Below are 22,129 nucleotides of genomic sequence, written 5' to 3'. Positions count from 1 at the left end.
CAGATAATGTTTCTTTAATAGAAATTATCACACCGAAAGTAAGCCGTTGCCTCTCAGTTGCTGTATAGGCTTGCTAAACCAGAAAAGTTCAAAGTCTTCAAAAGTAGTTTCAAAACTTTGCTTGAGCTGATGAAAGGTGGTTGATTTACCACTATGAATATCCAGCTCAATTAAAATAGATTTTAACCATGCACCTTTTTCTTTGTCGAGGTTAATAGCAAAGCTTTCTTTTTTCTGATGAAAGGTTAAAGACATTAAATCCCAAGATTGTCCTTTTTTAGATTTAGTAAACACACTAGTTTGAGGTATAGTGCCCAACCAAACGATTTTAGCGCTGCTTTTGGTGGTAAACGCTGTTGTGGTATTTAAAGACTGCTGGATAAAATCTTTTTTGATGGTGGTGCGTGGTATTTTAAAATCAAACCAATCCTGTAAAGGAAATTCGAAACAAATGCCATGCATATAATTGAAGAGTGATTTTCTTAATCCTTCGCTAAATTTTTGATGGTCGATACCGGTTTTATCTTTAAACTCCACATCATTATGTGCAAAACCAATTTCTTTCTGGTTAGGGATTACATCAAAATCAGCAGGTTTTAAGCCTATCGGACTGTGAGCCGTTAATGCAAATTGATGCCAGAACCCCGATTGCATAACGCCCAGTTCGAACATTTGCCTCACCATCTCCAAACTGTCAACCGTTTCTTGTACTGTTTGTGTAGGAAAACCATACATTAAATAGGCATGTACCATAATGCCGGCATCGGTAAAGTTGCTGTTTACTTTGGCAACTTGTTCCACGGTTACACCTTTGTCAATTAATTTTAATAGCCTGTCCGAAGCTACTTCTAAACCCCCAGAAACTGCAATACAGCCCGAAGCTTTTAGCAATAAGCATAAATCTTTGGTAAAGCTTTTCTCAAAACGAATATTTGTCCACCAGGTAACCACCAGTTTTCTCCTGATTATTTCTAAGGCAACTTCACGCATTAAAGCGGGTGGTGCGGCCTCATCAACAAAATGAAAACCTTTTTCGCCGGTTTGCTCAATTTGTTGTTGCATGCGGTCAACTAAAATACCTGCTGCAACGGGTTCGTAATTTTTAATGTAATCTAAGGAGATATCGCAAAACGTACATTTGCCCCAATAGCAGCCATGCGCCATGGTAAGTTTATTCCACCGGCCATCACTCCATAAACTATGCATGGGGTTTGCAATTTCAATTACAGAGATGTATTTGTCTAACAACAAGTCCGAATAATCTGGAGTGCCAACATCTAGCTGTTTATAATCTTGCCTTAAAGAAAAGTTATTGTAAACAACAGATCCCTTCTCTAGCAATAGCGTACGTTTGTAAGCTTTATGGTTAGGATTTTTAGCTGAGGAATCAATAATATTTGAATGTAGGATTTCTACAGGTAGTTCTCCATCGTCAAGCGTGATGAAATCGAAAAACTCAAATACTCTTACGTCTTTCAAACTTCGCAATTCGGTATTTGGGAAACCACCACCCATACTCACTTTTACATTCGGATAGTTTTTTTTGATCCATTGGGCACAACGAAAAGCACTGTATAAATTTCCTGGAAAGGGTACAGAAATACAAACTAACTTAGGTTGTTGAGATTGCATTTTGTTTTCCAGCAAGGTTAACGTGATTTCATCAATGTAAGTTGGTTCTTGTTTTAAAAAACTATATAGTTCATCAAATTGATTTGCACTTCTGCCAAGGCGTTCCGCATACCTGCTGAAACCAAAATTCTCATCAACACACTCTACCAAAAAATCAGATAAATCTTCCAGATAAAGCGTTGCCAAATGCTTTGCTTTATCTTGATTACCCATGTTGCCAAAGGCCCAGTCTAAATCATCTAATTGTGAAAATCTAGAGGCTTGTGGTAAAAAATCGTCGCTACAGATTTGACGAGCCATTGTTTGGTTTTTACCCTGCAGAAAAAGCATCACGTCATCAATCGTTTTGACGTATTCATCTTTTAAAGCATAAATGCGCTGTATATTCTCCGAAAAGTTAGATTGGTTATCGCGGACGTGGTAGAATAACTGTGCGAGACTGTTTTTATTGAAAAGTGCTATAATTACTTCTATACCCAAATCCGCATGGTGCGAACTGATGTTTTTGGTATTCAAAAAACCTTTTAAATAAGCCGTAGCAGGGTAGGGCGTATTTAACTGGGTAAAGGGCGGGGTAATTAGAAGGATATCTTTCAAACTGCCACAAATTTATCAAAAAAAATTGATGTAGCTTTTCAAATGAGGTTTGTAGGTTTCCCTATATTTTGAGCTAGTTATTATTTTACACGCAACCAAGTTTTGGATTTACCAATGAACACCACCGTAGCGGTAGCTTTAAGTTCATCTGGGTTTTCCATTGTTATTTTTCCTTTTAAACTTAAATCACGGTTAGGGATTTCGATAGTGCCTTTCCACTCCTCGTTCTCATAAACAAAATCCTTCATAATTACCGTTCCTGGCTGTATTTTGTTTTCGTCGTCACTTAAATTTTCTGTTATTTTGCCAAAGTAGCTTGTTTCTACTTTGTAAATTTTGATGGTCTTTGTTCCGTCTTTCTCTTTCCATAAACCAATAATGGAATCAGGTTGTAATGCGTGGAATGAAGACATGCTGAGAAAAATGAATAATACAGCACTAATTATTATCGGTGTTTTGAATTTGTACATAATAAAAAATGTTTTTTCGTGATAGCTGATTAGTGTTTTCAAAAACTGTGCTATTTTTCGAAAATCCACAGGAGAATCAAAAACAAAAGTCATAATTCAACCTCTTTCATTCACTCATTGATCCAATCATGTCACTTAGAATCTGTCTAAAATTATATTGCAATTTCTTTTATAGGTTTCTTTTTGATGAAAAGAGCGCCCACGCCGTCATGTTGAACGGAGTGAAACATCTCACTCGAAAGACTTATACGCATCGCATGGCAACCTGAATGTGAGATGTCTCGTTGCCTCGACAGGACGAAAATTTTTAATATATATTATTGAATCTTTTTTGGACAGCTTCTTAGTCTTTTTCCATGAAAGGATATCGGTAATCCACTGGAGGGTTGAACGTTTCTTTAATTGTGCGGGGAGAAACCCAACGTAATAAGTTAATCATTGACCCGGCTTTGTCGTTAGTACCAGAACCTCTTGCACCACCAAACGGTTGTTGACCCACTACCGCACCGGTACATTTATCGTTAATGTAAAAGTTGCCCGCTGCATTTTTCAAAGCTACCGAAGCTTGTTCAACTGCATACCTGTCTTGAGCGAAAATAGAACCGGTAAGTGCATAATTTGATGTTTCGTTTACTAAGGTTAATGTTTTCTCGAAATCTTCATCATCATAAACAAAAACCGTTAAAACAGGACCAAAAAGCTCCTCGCACATGGTAATGTATTTTGGATCGTCGACGAGAATAATGGTTGGTTCAATAAAATAGCCTACAGATTTATCATATCCGCCACCACAAATAATTTCTGCGTCTTTGTCTTTTTTTGCCTGGTCTAAATATTTTGCCAGTTTGTTAAACGATTTCTCATCGATAACCGCATTTATAAAATTGCCAAAATCTTCTACACCGCCCATATTAAATGAAGCAACATCTGCTAGCATTTTCTTTTTAATGTTACTCCAAAGCGATTTTGGAATATAAGCTCGTGAGGTAGCAGAACATTTTTGTCCTTGGTATTCAAACGCACCACGCACAATTCCGGTAGCTGCCGCTTCCCAATCTGCAGATGGGTGCACTAAGATAAAATCCTTTCCGCCGGTTTCTCCAACAATACGGGGGTAGCTTTTATATTTATGGATATTATTTCCAATGGTTTTCCAGATGTGCTGAAACACTGCTGTAGAACCGGTGAAATGTATACCTGCAAAATCCGGGTGATTGAAAACAACTTCGCCAACTTCTGGTCCATCAGCGTAAATTAGGTTAATTACTCCGTTTGGAACGCCAGCTTCTTTAAATATTTTCATCAACACATGGGCAGAATAAACTTGCGTGTCGGCAGGTTTCCAAACTACTACGTTGCCCATCATGGCGCAAGAAGTTGGTAGATTTCCCGCAATAGCGGTAAAATTGAACGGTGTTAAAGCAAATATAAACCCTTCGAGCGGTCGTTGCTCCAATCTGTTCCAAACACCATCGGGCGAAATTGGCGGTTGTTGAGCATAAATTTCGGACATATAACTTACGTTGAAGCGTAAAAAATCGATGATTTCGCAAGCCGAATCTATTTCTGCTTGGAAAGCATTCTTAGATTGTCCCAACATGGTTGCCGCATTTAATTCGTATCGATATTTGGTAGCTATTAAATCAGCAGCCTTTAAAAATATTGAAGCTCGATGCTCCCAGGCTATGTTTTCCCAATCTGCCTTAGCTAATAAGGCAGCAGAGATTGCCTCTTCAATATGGCTTTTGTTTCCGTAGCTAAAATGACCTAAAATATGTTGATGCTGGTGTGGAGGTGAAATGTTTTTTTTGTTTTTTGTATGCACTTCTTTCGCTCCGATATACATAGGAATGTCGACTTGCTTTTCGCGAGCCTCCGCTAATGCTTGTTTTAAAAGCGCTCTTTCCTTTGTGCCTGGTTGGTAACTGAATATGGGTTCGTTTTTTGGACTTGGTACGTTAAAAAATCCTTTGAGCATGACTTTTTTGTTTGGTTTGTACAAGGTAAGATTTTAAATTAAAATATATTTTGGGATTGTCAGAATACTGATACAAAATTTAAAGCACCTGTTTACTTTATGATTGTTCTTATATTTGGCTGGTAAAATTTTAAATTATGAAGTCGAAATTTATTTTTCCGATGGCAACCGTTTTGGGTGCTTTCTTACTGATATCTTGGGGTGTTACAGGTCACAGAACAATCGCTAAAATTGCCGAAAATCATTTAAGTGCAAAAGCAACTTTAGCCGTGAAAGGCATATTAGGAGATGAAGAGATACCTTTGGTAAGTACTTTTGGAGATGAGATTAGATCGAACGAAAAATTTCGCGATACAGGAAGCTGGCATTATTTAAACCCGCCACAAGATTTGGATTATTCGCAATTTGCAAAGTACTTGAAAACAGATACTACTGCAAACGTTTATAATGCGCTGTTAAAGATGACTACCGAACTTAAAAAGCCAAATATCAACAAAGAAGATAGGTTGTTTGCGTTAAAAATGGTTATTCATTTGGTTGGCGATTTGCACCAGCCGATGCATGTAAGTAGGGTAGAAGACCAAGGCGGTAATAAGATAAAACTACGCTATAATAATAAAGAATCAAATCTTCATTCTATTTGGGATAGTGGTTTGATAGAATACAACGGCTACACTTTTACAGAAATGGCAACAGCTTTAGATAACATAAGCGATGCTAAGATTAAGGAATGGCAAAGTGATGATATTACAAAATGGCTGTTTGAATCGTACCAGATTAGTGCGCAGTTGTACAAAGAAGTAGAAGGAAAAACCAGTTTAGATTACACTTATTACCCAGAACATTCAAAAATTTATAAGGAACGCATTCAAAAAGCGGGAATTAGATTGGCGGGGTTGCTTAATGAGGTTTATAAGTAGTAATGTTTGAAAAACTATGTTTTTTTTGACGATAAAGACATCTCACGAAGGAAAGTCTATGTGTGTGATTATAAAATTTGTGAAGAGGGTTGGATCATATTAATTTAACTGAAAAATAGAACAAACGGAAAGCTGGTGCTACCTGAGAAAGGTAACTTTATCTAATTCTCAATAATCATAAGTCAGTTCAATTAAATCATTTTCCGGAATGTACATTCTAACATCTTCATATGATGTTACCCCATTTTTTCTACGCCCTATGCGAATAACATTATTTTCACCTTTTGCTGCGAAAATAGTTAATGAATTGTTCAGTTGAGTTGCAACAAAAGGCATGCTTGAGCCAGTACAATATTGGGAATTTAAATATAGATTTGATCCTACAAATAAGCCAAACGGGTATAAAGATTCAACGTTGAAAAAATCCCCCTGTAATTGTGGCTTAAAATTGTTTAGTTTTACATTGATGAGTTTTTTTTAGGGATGTAGTAGGTGTTGTTTATTACAGTATCCCTCTTGTAAATTGAGCTGATGTTAATGTCTATTACGTTGCCACCTGCATTCTGGTTATCTTGCTTAATATATTTTGAAATGTCAAGCGGAGAGTCGTCAATTGTGAAATCAAAATATCCTTTACCATTTCCCAACTCACTGTCTTTTACATAAAATGACTTTTTAAAGTATCCGTTTTTGTCAGACTTGATTTGAACTATCTTTCTAGAAGAGCCACTACTAAAAAATGTTCCGCTTATTTTGTAGCTAAGAGATACATTAACATTGGGGACAGGCTCATTATTTAAACTTACAAATCTGCCACTTAAAGTTGTGCAGTTCGATTTACAATCTTTCTCCCACTCCTCCTTACTACAGCTCGAGAAAAAGAAAGCAATCATGAGCATACATATTAATTTTTTCATGGCGTTTCCCTAAATTAAGATGAGTTACAAAAGCTACACTAAGTTAATCTATAAAAATGAACTATAGATGAGATAAAAACCTATAATCAACCTAAACGTCCTTCCCCTGAATCCTAATCGCATTCAAAATCGCCAACAAAGCTACACCAACATCAGCAATTACCGCTTCCCAAAGTGTTGCCAAGCCACCAGCACCTAAAATCAGAACTAAAACTTTCACTCCGCCGGCAAGTGCAATATTTTGCCAAACAATGCTTTTCGTGATTTTTCCGATTTTTATTGCGGTGATGATTTTATAAGGATTATCATTTTGTATCACCACGTCGGCAGTTTCTATAGTTGCATCGCTACCTAAACCGCCCATGGCCAAGCCAACATTTGCCAAAGTAATTACGGGAGCATCATTTAAACCATCGCCCATAAAAGCAACTTTTTTACCTGTTTTTTGCAATTCTTCTACTTTTGCAATCTTATCCTGAGGCAATAAATCGCCAAAAGCATTGTCAATTTTTAATAGTTTGGCAACACTATCGGCTACACTTTGTTTATCGCCACTTAACATTAAAGTCCGGATCCCTAATCGGTGCAAACCGTCAATTGTACTTAAAGCTTCCTCTTTGATTTTGTCTGCAATTATAATGTATCCAGCATATTTTTGGTTAATCGCCACGACTACGATCGTGTCTTCAATTTTAGAAATTTTATCGTCGAATGGAATACCGAATTTGCTGAGTAATTTTGCGTTCCCTACCAATACTTTGTCGCTATTAACGTTTGCGCTCAATCCGTAACCTGCAATTTCCTCTACATCAGAAACTGTTAATTTTTCAAAACCGTTTCCACTCTTTTTTAGGATTGCTTTGGCAATGGGGTGCGATGAATGATTTTCAACCGCAGCAGTGTAGTTTAATAGTTGTTCTTCGCTTAGGCTGATAGCTTCAATGTGCTGTACTTCAAAAACACCTTGAGTTAGTGTTCCGGTTTTATCCATTACAACGGTGTCTATTTCAGTGATATCATCCATAAAATTGGCGCCTTTAAACAGAATTCCGTTTTTTGAGGCCAAACCAATTCCTCCGAAATAGCCTAACGGAATAGAAACCACCAAAGCACATGGACAGCTAATTACCAAAAAAACCAGAGAGCGGTAAAGCCATTCCTTAAAAACGTAGTCTTGTACAAAAAGAATTGGGACCAAAATCACCAGCAAAGCTAAGGCAAACACAATGGGTGTATAAACCTTCGCGAATTTTGAAATGAAGAGTTGGGTTTTAGATTTTCTTGCAGTAGCATCTTGTACCAATTCTAAAATCTTGCTTAGCTTACTGTCTTTAAAAAGCGTGGTGACTTCAATGTTTATAACAGCGTTGGTATTAATCATCCCCGCTAAAACCTCTTCGTTTTTATATTTCGATGCTGGTTTGCTTTCTCCTGTTAAGGCCGCCGTGTTGAAGCTTGCTTTTTCATTCAGCAAAATTCCATCAAGCGCAACTTTTTCTCCAGCTTTTACACTTATTATATCGCCAATTTTTATTTCTGAAGCTTGTGTTTGGATATTTTGATTGTCTTTTATCAATGTTACTGTGTCCGGGCGACTATCTAAAAGGCTCTTTATGCTTTTTTTAGCGTTATTTACCGCAGCATCCTGAAACCACTCGCCTAAAGAATAGAAAACCATTACTGCAACACCTTCGCTAAATGCACCAATACTAAACGCACCAATAGTTGCAACGCTCATTAACACAAACTCGTTAAAAAAATCGAATCGAATAGCTTTCCGGAAAGCTAGATTTAAAACATCAAACCCTGCTAGTAAATAGGCTGCCAAGTAAATGGCAATAGAAATGTAAAAGTTGGGAATAAAGTGAAGTCCGAACTCTAGAATCAACATGGCAACTAATATGGCCAGCGCTGTTAATAACTGCCAATGGGTTGGTGTTTCATGGTTATGGTCATCATGGTTGTGGTCATGAGTATGTTCCTTGTTCTGTATTTCTGAATTTTGTTTGCTGTCATCATTACCACAGCAATGTTGGTGGTGATTGTCGGTTGGTTTTTGCATCATGTTCTCTAATACAAAAATCATTCTTATTTATTTGATTTTTAAATTTTTAGGGATTTTATTACTTAAATCGCTGTTAACTATTACTAATTACTCGCTCACCTCGCCGTTGCTTGTCGGGATTTGCAATCCCGATGCTATAATAAAGGATCCCCAATCCAGTTTAAACTAAAACAGCATCAATCCGACAACAAGCGTGGCAACACTTGTCACCACAATGTTTTTATCCCAAAAATTTAAAAAGCACAAACATTTAAACAATATATTTGTTGTACTAATTATTATTAAAGCAATGGAAAAATTTGGTACTTATTCTTTCCTTTTAGATCGCACTTCGAAACGTGTTAAGCAATATGCGCAACAGCGATTTAAAGAAGAGGATTTTGATATTACGGTTGATCAATGGTTGGTTTTAAAGAACCTTAATGAGCACAACGACCAAAATCAAAGTCAGCTTGCAGAAGTTACCGGTAAAGACCATCCCACTTTAACTCGAATTTTAGACCTAATGTGCAAGAAAGGTTTAGTAGAGCGGAAGGCATGTGCAGGCGACAGGCGAAGTTTTATTATCCATTTAACCGACTTCGGTAAATCCAAGCAAAAAGAATGGGTACCCAAAGTTGATAAAATTAGAGCAAAAGCTTGGGAGAATTTAACCGAGCAGGATTACCAAGATTTAAAAAGAATTTTAAACACTATTTACGAATCATTATCATGAGCAATAATATTATACACACCGATTTATGTATTATTGGCGCAGGGCCAGTAGGGTTATTTGCAGTTTTTGAAGCTGGATTATTAAAAATGAGATGCCATTTGGTAGATGTTTTGCCACAGGTAGGTGGGCAACTTTCAGAGATTTATCCGCATAAGCCAATTTACGATATTCCAGGATTTCCAGAAATTAAGGCGCAGGAATTGGTGGAGAACCTAATGGAACAGATTAAGCCTTTTGATCCAGGATTTACCTTGGGCGAAAGGGTGGAGAAACTAGAGAAATTAGAAAACGGAATTTTTGCCGTACAGACAAGCGATGGAACTGTTATACATTGTAAGGCGGTAGTAATTGCCGGTGGTTTGGGATGCTTTGAGCCACGTAAGCCTGAAATTGAAAATTTACTGAACTTTGAAGGCAAGGGCGTAAATTATATGGTTAAAGATCCAGAAGTTTATCGCGATAAAAAAATTGTACTTGCTGGTGGTGGCGATTCTGCGTTAGATTGGACAATTTTCTTGGCTAATATTGCAAAAGAAGTTACGCTGGTTCACCGTGGAGATACTTTTAGAGGTGCGCCAGACAGTGCTGAAAAAGTATTTAAATTAGCTGAAATGGGGAAAATCAATTTGATTTTATCTTCTCACTTAATGAAAATTAATGGAAATGGCTCTTTACAAAGTGTTCATCTGCTTAATAAAGCGAAAGAAGAAATTACTTTAGATGCTGATTATTTAATTCCGCTCTTCGGCTTAAGTCCTAAATTGGGCCCAATTGCAGATTGGAATTTGAATATCGATAAATCCGCAATTAGTGTAAATACAGAAGATTACTCTACCAATATCAGTGGGATTTATGCGATAGGTGATATAAACACTTACCCCGGAAAGCTTAAATTGATTTTAAGTGGTTTCCATGAAGGTGCGTTGATGGCACAAAGCGCTTTTAAGCATGTTTTTCCAGATCAAAAGTTAAGTTTTAAATACACTACCGTTTACGGAGTTAACAGTTTTTAGTAATGATCCAGTTTACAGTAATAGATAGAAATGGCGAAAGCAAAGAAGTAGAAGTTCCAGAGGATATCAATCTTAATTTAATGGAATTGCTTAAAGCTGCTGAGTACGATATTTTGGCAACCTGTGGTGGGATGGCTTTGTGCGCAACTTGCAGGGTTGATGTAGAATCGGGTTTGGAGCAATTGGCGGAGGCGCAAGATCAAGAATTAGACATGTTAGACACCTTGCCAGATGCGCAAACTGTAAGTAGGTTGGCATGTCAATTGCGTGTGAACGAACAACTACAGGGCATTGTAATTAGGATCAAAGGTGACCTTGCGTAACAGCTTTTTCGTCGATTTTAAATTATAATTTATAGATTATTTAGAAATTAGAAATGGACAATAACCATACAACTTTTCCAAAAGTTATCATCATAGGTGGCGGATTTGGAGGCATTCAATTAGCGAAGAAACTCAATAAAAAAGAAGTTGATGTTTTGATGCTGGATAGACATAATTACCACACTTTTCAACCTTTACTTTATCAAGTAGCAACTGGTGGTTTAGAACCCGATTCTATCGCTTTTCCATTGAGAAAGGTGTTTAAAAGCCAAAAAAATTTAAACTTTAGAGTTGCAGATGTTTTAGAAATAAAACCGGATGAAAATAAAGTGATTACAGATATTGGCGATTACAGCTACGACTATTTGGTGATTGCAACCGGTTCTGAAACCAATTTCTTCGGACAAACGGAGATTGAGCATTTCTCTATGCCAATGAAAACCGTTCCAGAAGCACTTAATTTGAGGTCTTTGCTACTCCAAAACTTGGAGGAAGCATTGGTTGAGCAAGATGCGGTAAGAAAAGAAGCTTTACTGACTTTTGTGGTTGTTGGCGGTGGACCAACGGGCGTTGAAACCGCTGGAGCTTTGGCCGAATTAAGAAACCATGTCTTAATAAGTGATTATCCCGAACTTGACATTAAAACTTTAAGGATATTTTTAATTGAAGGTAGCCCTAGGGTATTAGAACCTTTTTCTGAACAAGCATCTGCGAAAGCAAAAGAGTTTTTAGAAAATATGGGTGTGGTTGTGATGGAGCAAACCCGTGTAAATGGTTACGATGGTAAGATCATTACTTACGATACGGATAAAACAATCAATACCAAGGCGGTAATTTGGAGTGCTGGGGTAAAAGGAGCAATTATTCCCGGTTTAGAGAAAGCAGAAATTGTTAGAGGCGGACGAATTAAAACCACTACTTATAACAAGATAATTGGTTACAACAACGTTTATGCAATTGGCGATTTGGCGTATATGGAAACTAAAGATTTTCCACACGGGCATCCTGGTGTGGCACAAACTGCTATCCAGCAAGGGCAACAGCTCGGAGATAACTTGATACGGATTATCAATAACGAACAACCAAAAGATTTTGATTATTACGACAAGGGTTCAATGGCAACAGTGGGTAGAAACAAAGCCGTAGTTGATTTAAAATACTGGAAATTTCAAGGATTTTTTGCGTGGTTAACTTGGATGTTTGTTCACCTCTTATTTTTAGTTGGTTTCAGAAATAAAGCCGTTACCCTAATGAACTGGATCATCAACTACTTTAGTTACGATAGGGGTACGCGGGTTATTATTAGAAAGTTCAACAGAGAACTGATGAAAGAGGAGATGATAGCTAAATAAATAGCCGGATTGCATTTTTGAATTAACATAAAAAGACCCTTCCAAAATTAATGGAAGGGTCTTTTTATGTTTTACGCTATTGAGCGATATTATTTTGCTGGGGCAACCGGTACTACTGGAGCAGCAGTTGGAACCTCGTTTTTCTGAACTACATCAACCAGTTCTAAATCAAAAACTAGTGGAGTGAATGGGCCAATCATGCCACCTGGCATTCCTTGCTCACCATAACCTAATTTAGATGGGATAATGATGGTAGCTTTTCCACCTTTTTTCATTTTCAATACACCTTCGTCAAATCCTGGAATTACGTTTCCTTTACCAATAATTAAGCTTAATGGTTGGTAAGGTGCTCTTGCTGGGTTAAAAATTTTTGCTTTTTTAGCATCAGCTTCAACGCTAGTGTCAAATACTTTTCCTGATAATAATTTACCAGTGTAATTAACTACAACGCTATCACCAACAACTGGCTGAATTCCTTTGCCTTCTGTAGTAGTTGCTACAAATAATCCAGATGGAAGTGCATCAGCTTTTACTTTGCTATCCGCAACGTATTTTTTGATGTTTTTTTCTTCAGCATTTTTAGAGCGTTCGCCTTCAGCTTTAAAATAAGCTTCTACTTTGCTTTGGAAACCTTTTTCATCTGCAGTGTCTTTGTGAATTACTTCTTCAATTTTCACAGTGTAAATGATGTATTTTCCTTTGATTGTTGCTGGTTTTGGCTGTCCTTTAGCTTCTGCAGAATCTAAATCAATTTTGAATGTAGCGCTATCGCCTTTACTCAATAATTTAATTGCATAAAATAAATCACCTGGGTAAGCTGGTTTAGATACAAAAGTTTGAGATGGTCTGTCTAATTCATATGAATTATATAGAACAGAGTCACCATCTGTTTTTGCAATAATATTCAAGCTGATAAAATCGCCATCAGCAATTGAATCTCCTTTTACATCGTTGTGAATATTGTAAAGTAAACCAGAAGGTCCTTTTTGGAAGCCTCCGCCACAAGCAGCAAAGCCTAATGCCGCCACTGATAAGATTAATAATCCTTTTTTCATTCCTTATTTATTGTTTTTTAATTGCATTCAAGAATCCCGAAATGGGATGTTTTCATTCTTTATTTATTGTTTTTTAATTGCATTGTTGTTAGTCCATAGTCCGCGGTCGATAGTCCATCGTCTGGGCGGTTACGAACAATTATTTATTGTTTTTTATTTTATGCCGTTAACAATGGACTATTGACCATCAACTATCGACTATTATCTTCTACTGCAAAAGCAAATTCTTATACTCTGGCAAGATAGCCTTAAACTGGCTAATTACTTTTTCAAATGAATCGTCTGATTGTCCTCCAGCTGCGTTTCTATGTCCGCCACCATTAAAGTACTTCTTACAGATTTCATTTGCCGGAAAAGTCCCAACCGAGCGCAAAGATAGTTTTATTTTATCTTTTCGTTCAACAATAAAAGCAGCCAGTTTAATTCCACTAATTGATAGCGCATAATTTACTATTCCTTCAGTTTCGCCCGTTTGTATGTCAAATTTTGCAATATCTTCTTTACTAACTGTAATTAAGGCGGTATTAAATTCTCTTAAAACTTCCAGCTTGTTGCTTAAACAGTAGCCTAAAAATTTAAGTCGGCCTTCAGTTGCATTATCATATACATGTTGGTGTATTCTCCAATTTTCTGCTCCCGCCTCAATCAAATCTGCAACAATGCGGTGTAAATTTGCGGTAACGTTAGGGAAACGGAATGAACCAGAATCCGTCATGATGCCGGTGTACAAACATGTAGCAACATCCTTATTGATTAATTCTTTATCGTCTAATAAATTAGCGATGAAATCATAAATAAGTTCGGCAGTTGCGCAGGCATTGATATTCCAATGTCTAAAATCATCAAAACCTTCGGGTTCTAAATGATGGTCAATCATCACTTTAATAGCTTTGGCTTTTCTTACCTCTTCGCCAAGTTCGTTAATTCGGGTAAGGGTATTAAAATCTAAACAGAAAATAATATCTGCTTCGGCAACTAAAACCTTGCTTTCTGCTTCTTTTTCTGTGTAGATTACTACCTCTGGGTTGTTTGGCAACCACTGCAGAAAGTAAGGATAATCTGTTGGAGAAACTACTTTTACAAAATGACCTTTTTGGATCAAATAATTGTATAAGCCTAAAGAAGAGCCCATTGCATCACCATCTGGTTTGTGATGCGTGGTGATTACTATTTTGCAAGGCTGTGCTAGTTTTTCCTTTAAAAGGTTTAAATCAATCATTAATTTATATAAGGTGACGAAGTTAAGCAAATCCTCTGAAAATTAAACCAATACTTTCTGTTACGATTTTAAAAACTTACTTTTGCCACAATTTTAAAAATAGAACCATGACAACTAACAGAACATTTACAATGATTAAGCCTGATGCCGTTGCTAACGGACACATCGGAGCTATTTTGAACGATATTACAAATGCTGGCTTTAAAATTATTGCCATGAAATACCTTAAGTTGACTCCAGAAAAAGCAGGAGAGTTTTACGCAGTTCACAAAGAGCGTGGTTTTTACGGTGAATTGGTAAGCTTTATGTCTTCTGGACCTATCGTTGCTGCAATTTTAGAAAAAGACAATGCGATTGAAGATTTCAGAAAATTAATTGGCGCTACTAACCCAGCTGATGCTGCTGAAGGAACTATCCGTCAGAAATATGCTAAATCAATTGATGCAAATGCAGTTCACGGATCAGATTCTGACGAGAACGCTAAGATTGAAGGCGATTTCTATTTCTCAGAAGCTGAGCGTTTCTAAGTCATAAAAAAACTAGGTTAATAAAAAAGCAACGGGATGTTCTCGTTGCTTTTTTTTGTGTTTGAAAGTTTATTTGATAGCGGTGATTCGCGTTAACGATAGGAACGTCATCCTTTTTTTGTCCTTCGACTCCCTCTTCGAATCCGCTCAGCGTGACAATACTCAGGATGACAAAAAAATATATAGTGGATAGCGTGTTCTCCCGATAGCCATCGGAACGACCTAATCGAAATTCTTATTCTAAACAAAAAAAGCCACCTAAAAAGGTAGCTTTTAAATTAACTATGGTAATGAACTATTTAATCTCAAAAACTGCTCTGATATTTACACTCAATTTTATTTTTTTGAAATCAATTTGAGGAGCACTGTCTGCCATAGATTCTGATGATTTCATCATCGCCATACGATAAACAGGCTGTGGATAATTGTTGTTTTCAGATTCGTTGATTTCTAAAGTCTGATATAATTTGTCTCCGATAGATTGCAGTAAATACGTAGCTTTTTCTTTTGCCTGTTTTAATGCTTTGATTTTTAATTCTTTTTTTAATTCCTCTTCTTTAGAGTAAGCGTATCGTTCAATGTTTGTGGAAGCAATTCCTTTTGCATCAACTGCAGCAATAACCATGTTCAATTTGTTTAAATCTGATACTTTAATGCTGTATTGTTTAGATGCTAAAAAAGTAGGGTCTTTTTTCTTGTCCCAATAGTTGTTGTATGCACTAATGTTATTGATCATGAAATCCTGTTGCGCAATGCCCGCTTTTGTAACTGCTTTTTGTAACTGAGCTTCCAAATCTTCAATATTCACCTTTTTTTTGCCGTCCATGTATTCTTTCAAAGATATTCCGATATAAATTTCATCGGGAGTAACTTCCTGCTCTGCGGTACCGTTTACTTCAATTTTTTTACGGAGGTCTACGTTTTGTGCAAATACTGTAGATGTTGTGAACGCTATTAGTGCGATAAAAATTAACTTTTTCATAATTTATTGTTTTTTGTTTTAGTATAGATGTAATTTTAATGCCAATTCCATAAATAAAAATTCATTTTTTACGTTTAATTCTCGATGATGAAATTTATAAAAGTTTTTGCAATTCTTTTTTTTACCCTTAGTGTCTCATATGCGCAGGAACCAGCTAAGCAGATGCCCGATTTTAGCTTTGTAACCACTACTGGGGAAACCTTCAAAAAATCTGATTTAAATAAAGCTCATAATACGCTGATTGTGTTTTTTGACGCTACGTGTTCGCACTGCCAAAAAGCAGGGACTTTTTTTAATTCGCATTTGAAAGATTTGAAACCATATAATGTTTTATTTATTACGATGGATGAGGATAAAGCGATACAGTTATTTATGAAAGATTATGCGCCACTTATTCCCACGGATAAAAATGTTAAAATTTTGAGAGATACCGCTTATTATTTTGTGCCTAATTTTTTACCCAAACGCTTTCCTGCAATTTACGTTTATAATAAAAAGCAAGAGTTAGAACTTTATACCAGCGATGAAAAAGAACTTGATGCGGTGTTGAATAAATTAAAAGCCCTTAAATAGAAGCTAAAGACAAAGTAATGCGCCAATTTTTTTTTGAGGTATTCTACCTTTTTACTCATTTTATCCTTCAGAACCTGCCTACTTTGTGATTTTATCTGTGTGGCCTAAATCTTTTTCTGGGCTCACGATATCTCTTACCAGTTTTTTTAACTCTTTAATTTCGGGGAATCTTTCTTCTGTTTTTCTGTCGAAAACCACCTTATCGTCGATTTCAACCGTAAACACACCGCCAATTTCCGCAGGACGCAGTAAAACACCATGAACTTCGTCGGTAAAAGTGTGTAGTAGTTCCTGTGCCATGTATGCAGAACGAAGCATCCAGCCACATTTTGGACAGTAAGTGATGGTGATGGTTGGTTTTTGATTCATAATTTATACAAGATTTAATAGCTTATTTGTAAATTGAGCGCTTTGTTTTACCTTTTGAAAGGTACAAAAAAAAATATTTACGCTTTAAGCGTATCGAATGGTGACTAAAAAGATGGAATTAATTGTTGTAGGTGCTGGACCTGGAGATCCCGAGTTGATTACGCTAAAAGCGATAAATGCTTTAAAAAGAGCGGATGCTATTCTTTATGATAATTTAGCTAACAAAGTATTGCTCGATTATAAAAAAGAAGGTTGTGAGCTGGTTTATGTGGGGAAAACGCCTTATCAAAAATATAACAGTCAGGAAGAGATTCATGCTTTAATAAAAGAGTACGCAGATAAATGTGAGGTTGTGGTGCGCTTAAAAGGTGGAGATCCTTTTGTTTTTGGACGTGGGATGGAAGAGATTATGTTCGCCAAATCTTATGGGATGAAAACCAGTTACATCCCAGGAATTACAAGTATGTTGGCCATTGGGTTAAGTGATATTCCGTTGACACACCGCGGGATAAGCGAAGGTTTTTGGGTAATTACCGGTACAAAAAAAGATGGAAGTTTATCCAGAGATATTGAATTGGCTTTACAGAGTAAAACCACTTTGGTAATTTATATGGGTATGAAAAACCTGCCTTTTATTGTTGAAGAAGCTATTAAGTACGGTAAACCAAATACACCTGCCGCGGTAATTCAGAATGCATCATTGCCTAACATGAAAATGGCAAAAGGAACTATTGTAGAGCTAGAAGCTTTAAGTAAAGAACATGGGATTACGCATCCAGCCATTATCGTTATTGGCGATGTTGTTAATTTGGAAGGAATTTAATCTGTTCTGAGAGGATTAAACGGGAAACATTTTGTTATTTACAATAACGCTAAAGATCACATTATTCTTTTAATGTGAGTTTTGGGTCTTATTAAACGTGAATTTTGTCGCAAATGCCTTTTCAGCACAGGCTTTCCTGCCCTCATGCCGGGCAATGGCATTTCTTTTTTTCTGCAAAAAAGTAAACAAAAAACTCTCGACTACGCCCTTTGCTATGAAAGGGGTGCTTTTACTCCCTTCATCTGTACCGCAAAGTTCTGATGTCGAAAATAAGGTGAACTTTGGTCTGTGCTTGGGCTGGATTGAATAAAAAGCAATTAATTTTGCATTATTCTAATAGAATCATTTTACATCTATTGGTAATCAGATGATTACATCTAAACTCACGTTGTTTTGGCGAAAGCTAAGATTTCCGTTGCGTTCTGTTTTGGGTTAAGATGCTCTAGACCGATTGTATGTACGGTGCTTTTCTCTCTTTTTTCTAATCCTCGTTGATAGGTTTTATCATAATAAATCAAAACCTGATTAATGAAATCTTTCATTCTGCCTTCATCAATCGCCTGTAAGGTGATTTTGGTTTCTAAAGGCCCTAATCTTTTACTGATTCTTTCGACTGCATCTTTCAAAAAATATTTATCCAACGAGCCGTAATCATTATTTAAAAACGCTATTCTTTCGAACTTTGGCATTTCAATTTTAATAACTGGAGCCGTTCTCAGTTGTTGCCAGATGTTTTTTGGAATAATTCTTTTACCGATGGTTACGCTCTCATCTTCTATCCAAATTCGTTTTTGTAAATCTAAATTTTGCAGTTCTAAACCCAAAAGATTTTCAAACTGCTCTTGCGATGGTTGCGTGAGTTTATTCATCGAGCCAAATGAAGAACCTTGATGTTGTGCTAAGTCTTCTAAATCAATAATTTGCTCGCCCAGTGCTTTCAGCTCGTGTAAGATTTTAGTTTTTGCAGAACCTGTATTGCCACTTAACACCACAAAGGGATAAGTTTTTTCGAAAGCATCCAAGCCAAAACGACGGAATGCTTTATAGCCACCTTCGAGCGTAGCAACGTTGAAACCATATAAATTAAAAGCCCAAGCCATGGCACCACTGCGCATTCCGCCACGCCAGCAATGAACAAAAATATTTTTATCCGGTGCTAAAATTTCTGCCTGTCGAATAAAATCAGCCCATTTAGGGCCAGTAATTTCAAAACCTAATAAAATAGCCGGTTGGCGACCTTGTTGCTTATAGGCTGTACCAACAATTACGCGTTCTTCATTACTGAAGATGGGAATATTTACTGCCCCAGGAATATGACTTTGTGCAAATTCTAAAGGTGTGCGGACATCAACCACCAAAGTGGTTTTTGCTTTCTCCAAAAATTCGAGAAGAGCGAGTTTTTTAATCATGATGGATTAAATCGATCATGCTAATTGGTATAAATAACGTTGAACGGTGTTTTCCAAACCTAAATACAAAGCGTCGCAAATTAAAGCATGACCTATGCTTACTTCCAATAATCCAGGGATGTTTTCTGCGAAATATTTAAGGTTATCTAAATCTAAATCGTGGCCAGCGTTAATACCAATCCCTAATTCATTCGCTTTTTTTGCAGCGATAATATAAGGAGCAATTGCTTTTTCTTTATCCGCAGGGAAACCGTTCGCATACGCTTCGGTATAAAGCTCAATTCTGTCTGTTTCCGTAGTTTTGGCAGCTTCCACCATCTCCGGGTTTGGATCTACAAATATGGAAACACGGATATTTGCTTCTTTAAAAACACCGATGATGTCCTGTAAATAATTCTGATGCTTAATAGTGTCCCAACCATGGTTACTGGTAATCTGTCCTAATGCATCTGGTACTAGCGTTACTTGTGCAGGTTTGTTTGCCAATACCAAGTCCACAAATTTCTGCTCTTCGCAATTCCCTTCTATGTTAAATTCGGTCGCGATTTTAGCTTTTAAATCAAAGGTATCTTGGTAACGGATATGTCGTTCATCCGGACGAGGGTGAACCGTGATTCCCTGCGCACCAAAACGCTCGCAATCTAAAGCGGTTTTAACTAAATCTGGGTTGTTTCCGCCACGGGAATTTCTTAGCGTGGCAATTTTGTTGATGTTTACTGAAAGTTTACAAGCTGACATGTTGCAAATTTAACATTGTAGGATTTAAAATGAGATTTATTTAGGCATCATCTCCAGTAACTCGTCCACATACTTACGTTCATTGGCTAAACGAGGAACTTTATGTTGGCCCCCTAGTTTCCCTTTTGCTTTTAGCCAATTGTAAAATAAGTTATTTGGTGCCATGTGAACTTTTGGGCGACGTAAAGCCATATCTTTAAAACGTTTGGCGTCATAATCTGAATTAACTTCGCGTAAAGTATTATCTAAAATATCAATAAAACGTTCGAACTCTTTTGGTTTTTTTTCAAACTCAATAATCCATTCATGCGCTCCCAGTTCATCGTCAGAAAAATAAATGGGGCAGGCAGTATAGTCTTTGATCTGCGCATCGGTATCGGCGCAAGCCTTATTCAAAGCTTTTTCTGCATTGTCAATAATTACTTCTTCGCCAAAAGCATTGATGAAATGTTTGGTTCGGCCAGTAATTTTTAATCGGTATGGATTTTTGGTGGTAAAAGTTACTGTGTCGCCAATCATGTAGCGCCACAAGCCTGCATTAGTACTGATGACCATTGCGTAGTTTTTTCCTAATTCTACTTCTGATAAAGAAACAGTGTCCGGAAATTCTTTATCCACTTCCTCCATTGGGATAAATTCATAGAAAATTCCGTAATCTAGCATGAGTAACAAATCGGAAGAATCACTTTGATCTTGAATACCGAAAAATCCCTCAGAAGCGTTGTAGGTTTCCAAATAATACATATTTGGATTGTCGATTAAGCGTTTAAATTGTTCACGATAAGGTTCGAAATTTACTGCTCCATGAACATAAAGCTCTAAATTTGGCCAAACTTCCATCAGGTTGCTTTTGCCAGTGATTTCTAAAATGCGCTTAGCCAAAACGATGGTCCAAGTAGGTACACCTGCAATGTTGGTCACGTTTTCACCGAGCGTAGCGTGAGCCATTTTCTCAATCTTTTCCTCGTAATTATCCATCAAAGCGATCTCCATGCCTGGTGTTCTGAGCATTTCTGCCCAAAATGGAAGGTTCTTGATAATTACTGCGGATAAATCTCCGTAATAGGAGTCTGGGCTGAGTTGATTGATTTGATGACTGCCACCTAAAACCAAGCTTTTACCCCTAAACATTTTAGCGTCCGGTCGATTGTTGCAGTAAATAGCCAACATATCTTTTCCTCCACGAAAATGGCAGTCTTCCAAAGACTCCTCACTTACTGGGATAAATTTACTTCGATCGCTGGTGGTGCCAGATGATTTAGCAAACCACTTTATTTCTGATGGCCAAAGTACATTTTGCTCGCCATTCAGCATTTTTTCTATATAAGGTTTGAGCGTATCGTAATTTTGTACAGGTATGCGTTCCTTAAATTGATTAATATTTTCTATTGATCGGTAATCGTATTTCTTTCCCCATTGCGTTCCTACGGCATCGTTTACCAACCAGCCAAACCATTCTTCTTGTACCTCGTTTGGGTACTTCATAAACAGTTCAATCTGGTGCATACGCTTTTTCATGTACCAGTTTAAGAAAGAGTTTACTATAGTCATGTTTAGTTGGTCAGGTTGTTGGTTTGTTCGTTGGTTAGGATTTGCATGGTGTTTTAGTTGAATTGGTTAAAATAGCTCATTAGCGTTGTGTGGTAGATTAGTTTTATATATTTAACGCGTTTTATAAGCCTAACCAAAAACAACCTAATCTCAAATCACCTAAATTAAAATCGCTTAATCTTCAACTCAAAACTTTCTCCCAAATAGAACTTTCTCGCCATTTCGTTATCGGCAATTTCTTGTGGAGTACCGCTAAGCATTAAGTTTCCTTCAGTTAATAAATAAGCCCTGTCTGTAATAGAAAGCGTTTCGTTAACATTGTGATCTGTTATTAAAATACCGATGTTACGGTGCTTTAACCTAGCCACAATCATCTGAATTTCCTCTACCGCAATCGGGTCAACTCCGGCAAAAGGCTCATCTAACAAAATAAATTTGGGATCCGCGGCTAAGGCTCGGGCAATTTCTGTTCTTCTACGTTCACCTCCAGAAAGTAAATCACCGCGGTTTTTTCGCACTTTATGTAAACTAAACTCGTCAATTAATGTTTCAAGCTTGTCTTTCTGCTCATCTTTCGTCATTTTAGACATTTCTAAAACGGCCAAAATATTATCTTCTACGGTGAGTTTTCTAAAAACAGAAGCTTCCTGCGCTAAATAACCAATGCCCTTTTGTGCTCTTTTGTACATTGGATCGCTGGTGATATCTTCATCTTCTAAAAAAACTTTCCCTTCGTTTGGTCTAATTAAACCCACAATCATATAAAATGAAGTGGTTTTTCCAGCTCCATTAGGGCCTAACAAACCAACAATCTCTCCCTGACCAACATGAAAAGAGACGTTGTTCACAACAACTCTTTGCTTATATTTTTTAATCAGGTTTTCTGCTCTTAATATCATGC

21 protein-coding genes are annotated in these 22,129 nt (G+C 36.9%); 8 read left to right on the top strand and 13 right to left on the bottom strand.

Going from position 1 to position 22,129, the window contains the following annotated elements; translation table 11 throughout:
- Positions 1-27: 27 nt before the first annotated feature.
- The 3 genes from B176_RS0114595 to pruA all read right to left on the bottom strand — a co-directional run bounded on the left by B176_RS0114595 (position 28) and on the right by pruA (position 4,677).
- Positions 28-2,229 (bottom strand): B12-binding domain-containing radical SAM protein, encoded by a 2,202-nt coding sequence (locus tag B176_RS0114595; RefSeq protein WP_017259570.1) that lies wholly within the window; start codon positions 2,227-2,229, stop codon positions 28-30.
- 80 nt (positions 2,230-2,309) lie between these two features.
- Positions 2,310-2,642, bottom strand: a complete 333-nt coding sequence (locus tag B176_RS0114590) for a DUF2147 domain-containing protein (protein WP_161603029.1) — start codon at positions 2,640-2,642, stop codon at positions 2,310-2,312.
- Positions 2,643-3,042: 400 nt separating this feature from the next.
- Complete coding sequence (gene pruA, locus B176_RS0114585; RefSeq protein WP_017259568.1) at positions 3,043-4,677, bottom strand: L-glutamate gamma-semialdehyde dehydrogenase; 1,635 nt, start codon at positions 4,675-4,677, stop codon at positions 3,043-3,045.
- 137 nt (positions 4,678-4,814) lie between these two features.
- Between pruA and B176_RS0114580 the strand changes: the two genes are divergently transcribed.
- Positions 4,815-5,597 carry a S1/P1 nuclease gene (locus tag B176_RS0114580; RefSeq protein WP_083852725.1) on the top strand — a complete coding sequence of 261 codons (783 nt, stop codon included), beginning with the start codon at positions 4,815-4,817 and terminating at the stop codon, positions 5,595-5,597.
- 458 nt (positions 5,598-6,055) lie between these two features.
- Here the strand turns inward: B176_RS0114580 and B176_RS0114570 are convergent, their stop codons facing one another.
- The gene (locus B176_RS0114570) at positions 6,056-6,490 is read right to left on the bottom strand and encodes a hypothetical protein (protein ID WP_154647996.1); all 435 of its coding nucleotides are present in this window, start codon (positions 6,488-6,490) and stop codon (positions 6,056-6,058) included.
- A 115-nt stretch (positions 6,491-6,605) separates the two neighbouring features.
- Positions 6,606-8,600, bottom strand: a complete 1,995-nt coding sequence (locus tag B176_RS0114565; protein ID WP_017259564.1) for a heavy metal translocating P-type ATPase — start codon at positions 8,598-8,600, stop codon at positions 6,606-6,608.
- 268 nt (positions 8,601-8,868) lie between these two features.
- Here B176_RS0114565 and B176_RS0114560 point away from each other — a divergent pair, with 268 nt between their 5' ends.
- From B176_RS0114560 to B176_RS0114545, 4 genes are read left to right on the top strand one after another with little or no spacing between them, the layout of a single operon-like run.
- A complete protein-coding gene (locus tag B176_RS0114560) occupies positions 8,869-9,294 on the top strand; it encodes a MarR family winged helix-turn-helix transcriptional regulator (protein WP_040540656.1) in 426 nt (141 codons plus the stop codon).
- An 8-nt stretch (positions 9,295-9,302) separates the two neighbouring features.
- On the top strand, positions 9,303-10,307 hold the full coding sequence (locus B176_RS0114555; RefSeq protein WP_026063360.1) for an NAD(P)/FAD-dependent oxidoreductase: 1,005 nt from the start codon (positions 9,303-9,305) through the stop codon (positions 10,305-10,307).
- A 2-nt stretch (positions 10,308-10,309) separates the two neighbouring features.
- Complete coding sequence (locus B176_RS0114550; RefSeq protein ID WP_017259561.1) at positions 10,310-10,630, top strand: 2Fe-2S iron-sulfur cluster-binding protein; 321 nt, start codon at positions 10,310-10,312, stop codon at positions 10,628-10,630.
- Between the two features lie 53 nt (positions 10,631-10,683).
- Positions 10,684-11,982, top strand: coding sequence for an NAD(P)/FAD-dependent oxidoreductase (locus B176_RS0114545; RefSeq protein WP_017259560.1), 1,299 nt, complete (start codon positions 10,684-10,686; stop codon positions 11,980-11,982).
- A gap of 89 nt (positions 11,983-12,071) precedes the next feature.
- On the opposite strand, the gene B176_RS0114540 is transcribed toward B176_RS0114545, so the two are convergent.
- On the bottom strand, positions 12,072-13,037 hold the full coding sequence (locus B176_RS0114540; RefSeq protein ID WP_017259559.1) for an FKBP-type peptidyl-prolyl cis-trans isomerase: 966 nt from the start codon (positions 13,035-13,037) through the stop codon (positions 12,072-12,074).
- Positions 13,038-13,245: 208 nt separating this feature from the next.
- Complete coding sequence (locus tag B176_RS0114535; RefSeq protein WP_017259558.1) at positions 13,246-14,256, bottom strand: DHH family phosphoesterase; 1,011 nt, start codon at positions 14,254-14,256, stop codon at positions 13,246-13,248.
- Between the two features lie 107 nt (positions 14,257-14,363).
- Between B176_RS0114535 and B176_RS0114530 the strand changes: the two genes are divergently transcribed.
- Positions 14,364-14,783, top strand: a complete 420-nt coding sequence (locus B176_RS0114530) for a nucleoside-diphosphate kinase (RefSeq protein WP_017259557.1) — start codon at positions 14,364-14,366, stop codon at positions 14,781-14,783.
- A 295-nt stretch (positions 14,784-15,078) separates the two neighbouring features.
- Here the strand turns inward: B176_RS0114530 and B176_RS0114525 are convergent, their stop codons facing one another.
- A complete protein-coding gene (locus B176_RS0114525) occupies positions 15,079-15,765 on the bottom strand; it encodes an SIMPL domain-containing protein (RefSeq protein WP_017259556.1) in 687 nt (228 codons plus the stop codon).
- Between the two features lie 84 nt (positions 15,766-15,849).
- On the opposite strand from B176_RS0114525, the gene B176_RS0114520 reads away from it, so the two are divergent.
- Positions 15,850-16,338, top strand: a complete 489-nt coding sequence (locus B176_RS0114520) for a peroxiredoxin family protein (RefSeq protein ID WP_083852724.1) — start codon at positions 15,850-15,852, stop codon at positions 16,336-16,338.
- A 78-nt stretch (positions 16,339-16,416) separates the two neighbouring features.
- Here B176_RS0114520 and B176_RS0114515 read toward each other — a convergent pair whose 3' ends face one another.
- The gene (locus B176_RS0114515; RefSeq protein WP_017259554.1) at positions 16,417-16,707 is read right to left on the bottom strand and encodes a SelT/SelW/SelH family protein; all 291 of its coding nucleotides are present in this window, start codon (positions 16,705-16,707) and stop codon (positions 16,417-16,419) included.
- Between the two features lie 112 nt (positions 16,708-16,819).
- On the opposite strand from B176_RS0114515, the gene cobA reads away from it, so the two are divergent.
- Positions 16,820-17,530, top strand: a complete 711-nt coding sequence (gene cobA / locus B176_RS0114510) for a uroporphyrinogen-III C-methyltransferase (RefSeq protein ID WP_017259553.1) — start codon at positions 16,820-16,822, stop codon at positions 17,528-17,530.
- A 383-nt stretch (positions 17,531-17,913) separates the two neighbouring features.
- On the opposite strand, the gene mnmH is transcribed toward cobA, so the two are convergent.
- The 4 genes from mnmH to lptB form a co-directional block, all read right to left on the bottom strand.
- Positions 17,914-18,939 carry a tRNA 2-selenouridine(34) synthase MnmH gene (gene mnmH, locus B176_RS0114500; RefSeq protein WP_017259551.1) on the bottom strand — a complete coding sequence of 342 codons (1,026 nt, stop codon included), beginning with the start codon at positions 18,937-18,939 and terminating at the stop codon, positions 17,914-17,916.
- A 15-nt stretch (positions 18,940-18,954) separates the two neighbouring features.
- Entirely contained in the window at positions 18,955-19,677 is a 723-nt protein-coding gene (locus tag B176_RS0114495) for a pyridoxine 5'-phosphate synthase (RefSeq protein ID WP_017259550.1), read from the bottom strand.
- A gap of 36 nt (positions 19,678-19,713) precedes the next feature.
- On the bottom strand, positions 19,714-21,228 hold the full coding sequence (locus tag B176_RS0114490) for a GH3 auxin-responsive promoter family protein (RefSeq protein ID WP_026063359.1): 1,515 nt from the start codon (positions 21,226-21,228) through the stop codon (positions 19,714-19,716).
- Between the two features lie 164 nt (positions 21,229-21,392).
- Positions 21,393-22,127 (bottom strand): LPS export ABC transporter ATP-binding protein, encoded by a 735-nt coding sequence (gene lptB / locus B176_RS0114485; protein ID WP_017259548.1) that lies wholly within the window; start codon positions 22,125-22,127, stop codon positions 21,393-21,395.
- Between the last annotated feature and the right edge of the window lie 2 nt (positions 22,128-22,129).

Source organism: Pedobacter arcticus A12, from assembly GCF_000302595.1.
GTDB lineage: Bacteria > Bacteroidota > Bacteroidia > Sphingobacteriales > Sphingobacteriaceae > Pseudopedobacter > Pseudopedobacter arcticus.
Note: the sequence above shows the minus strand (reverse complement) of the source record. Positions and strands in the feature narration are given on the sequence as shown.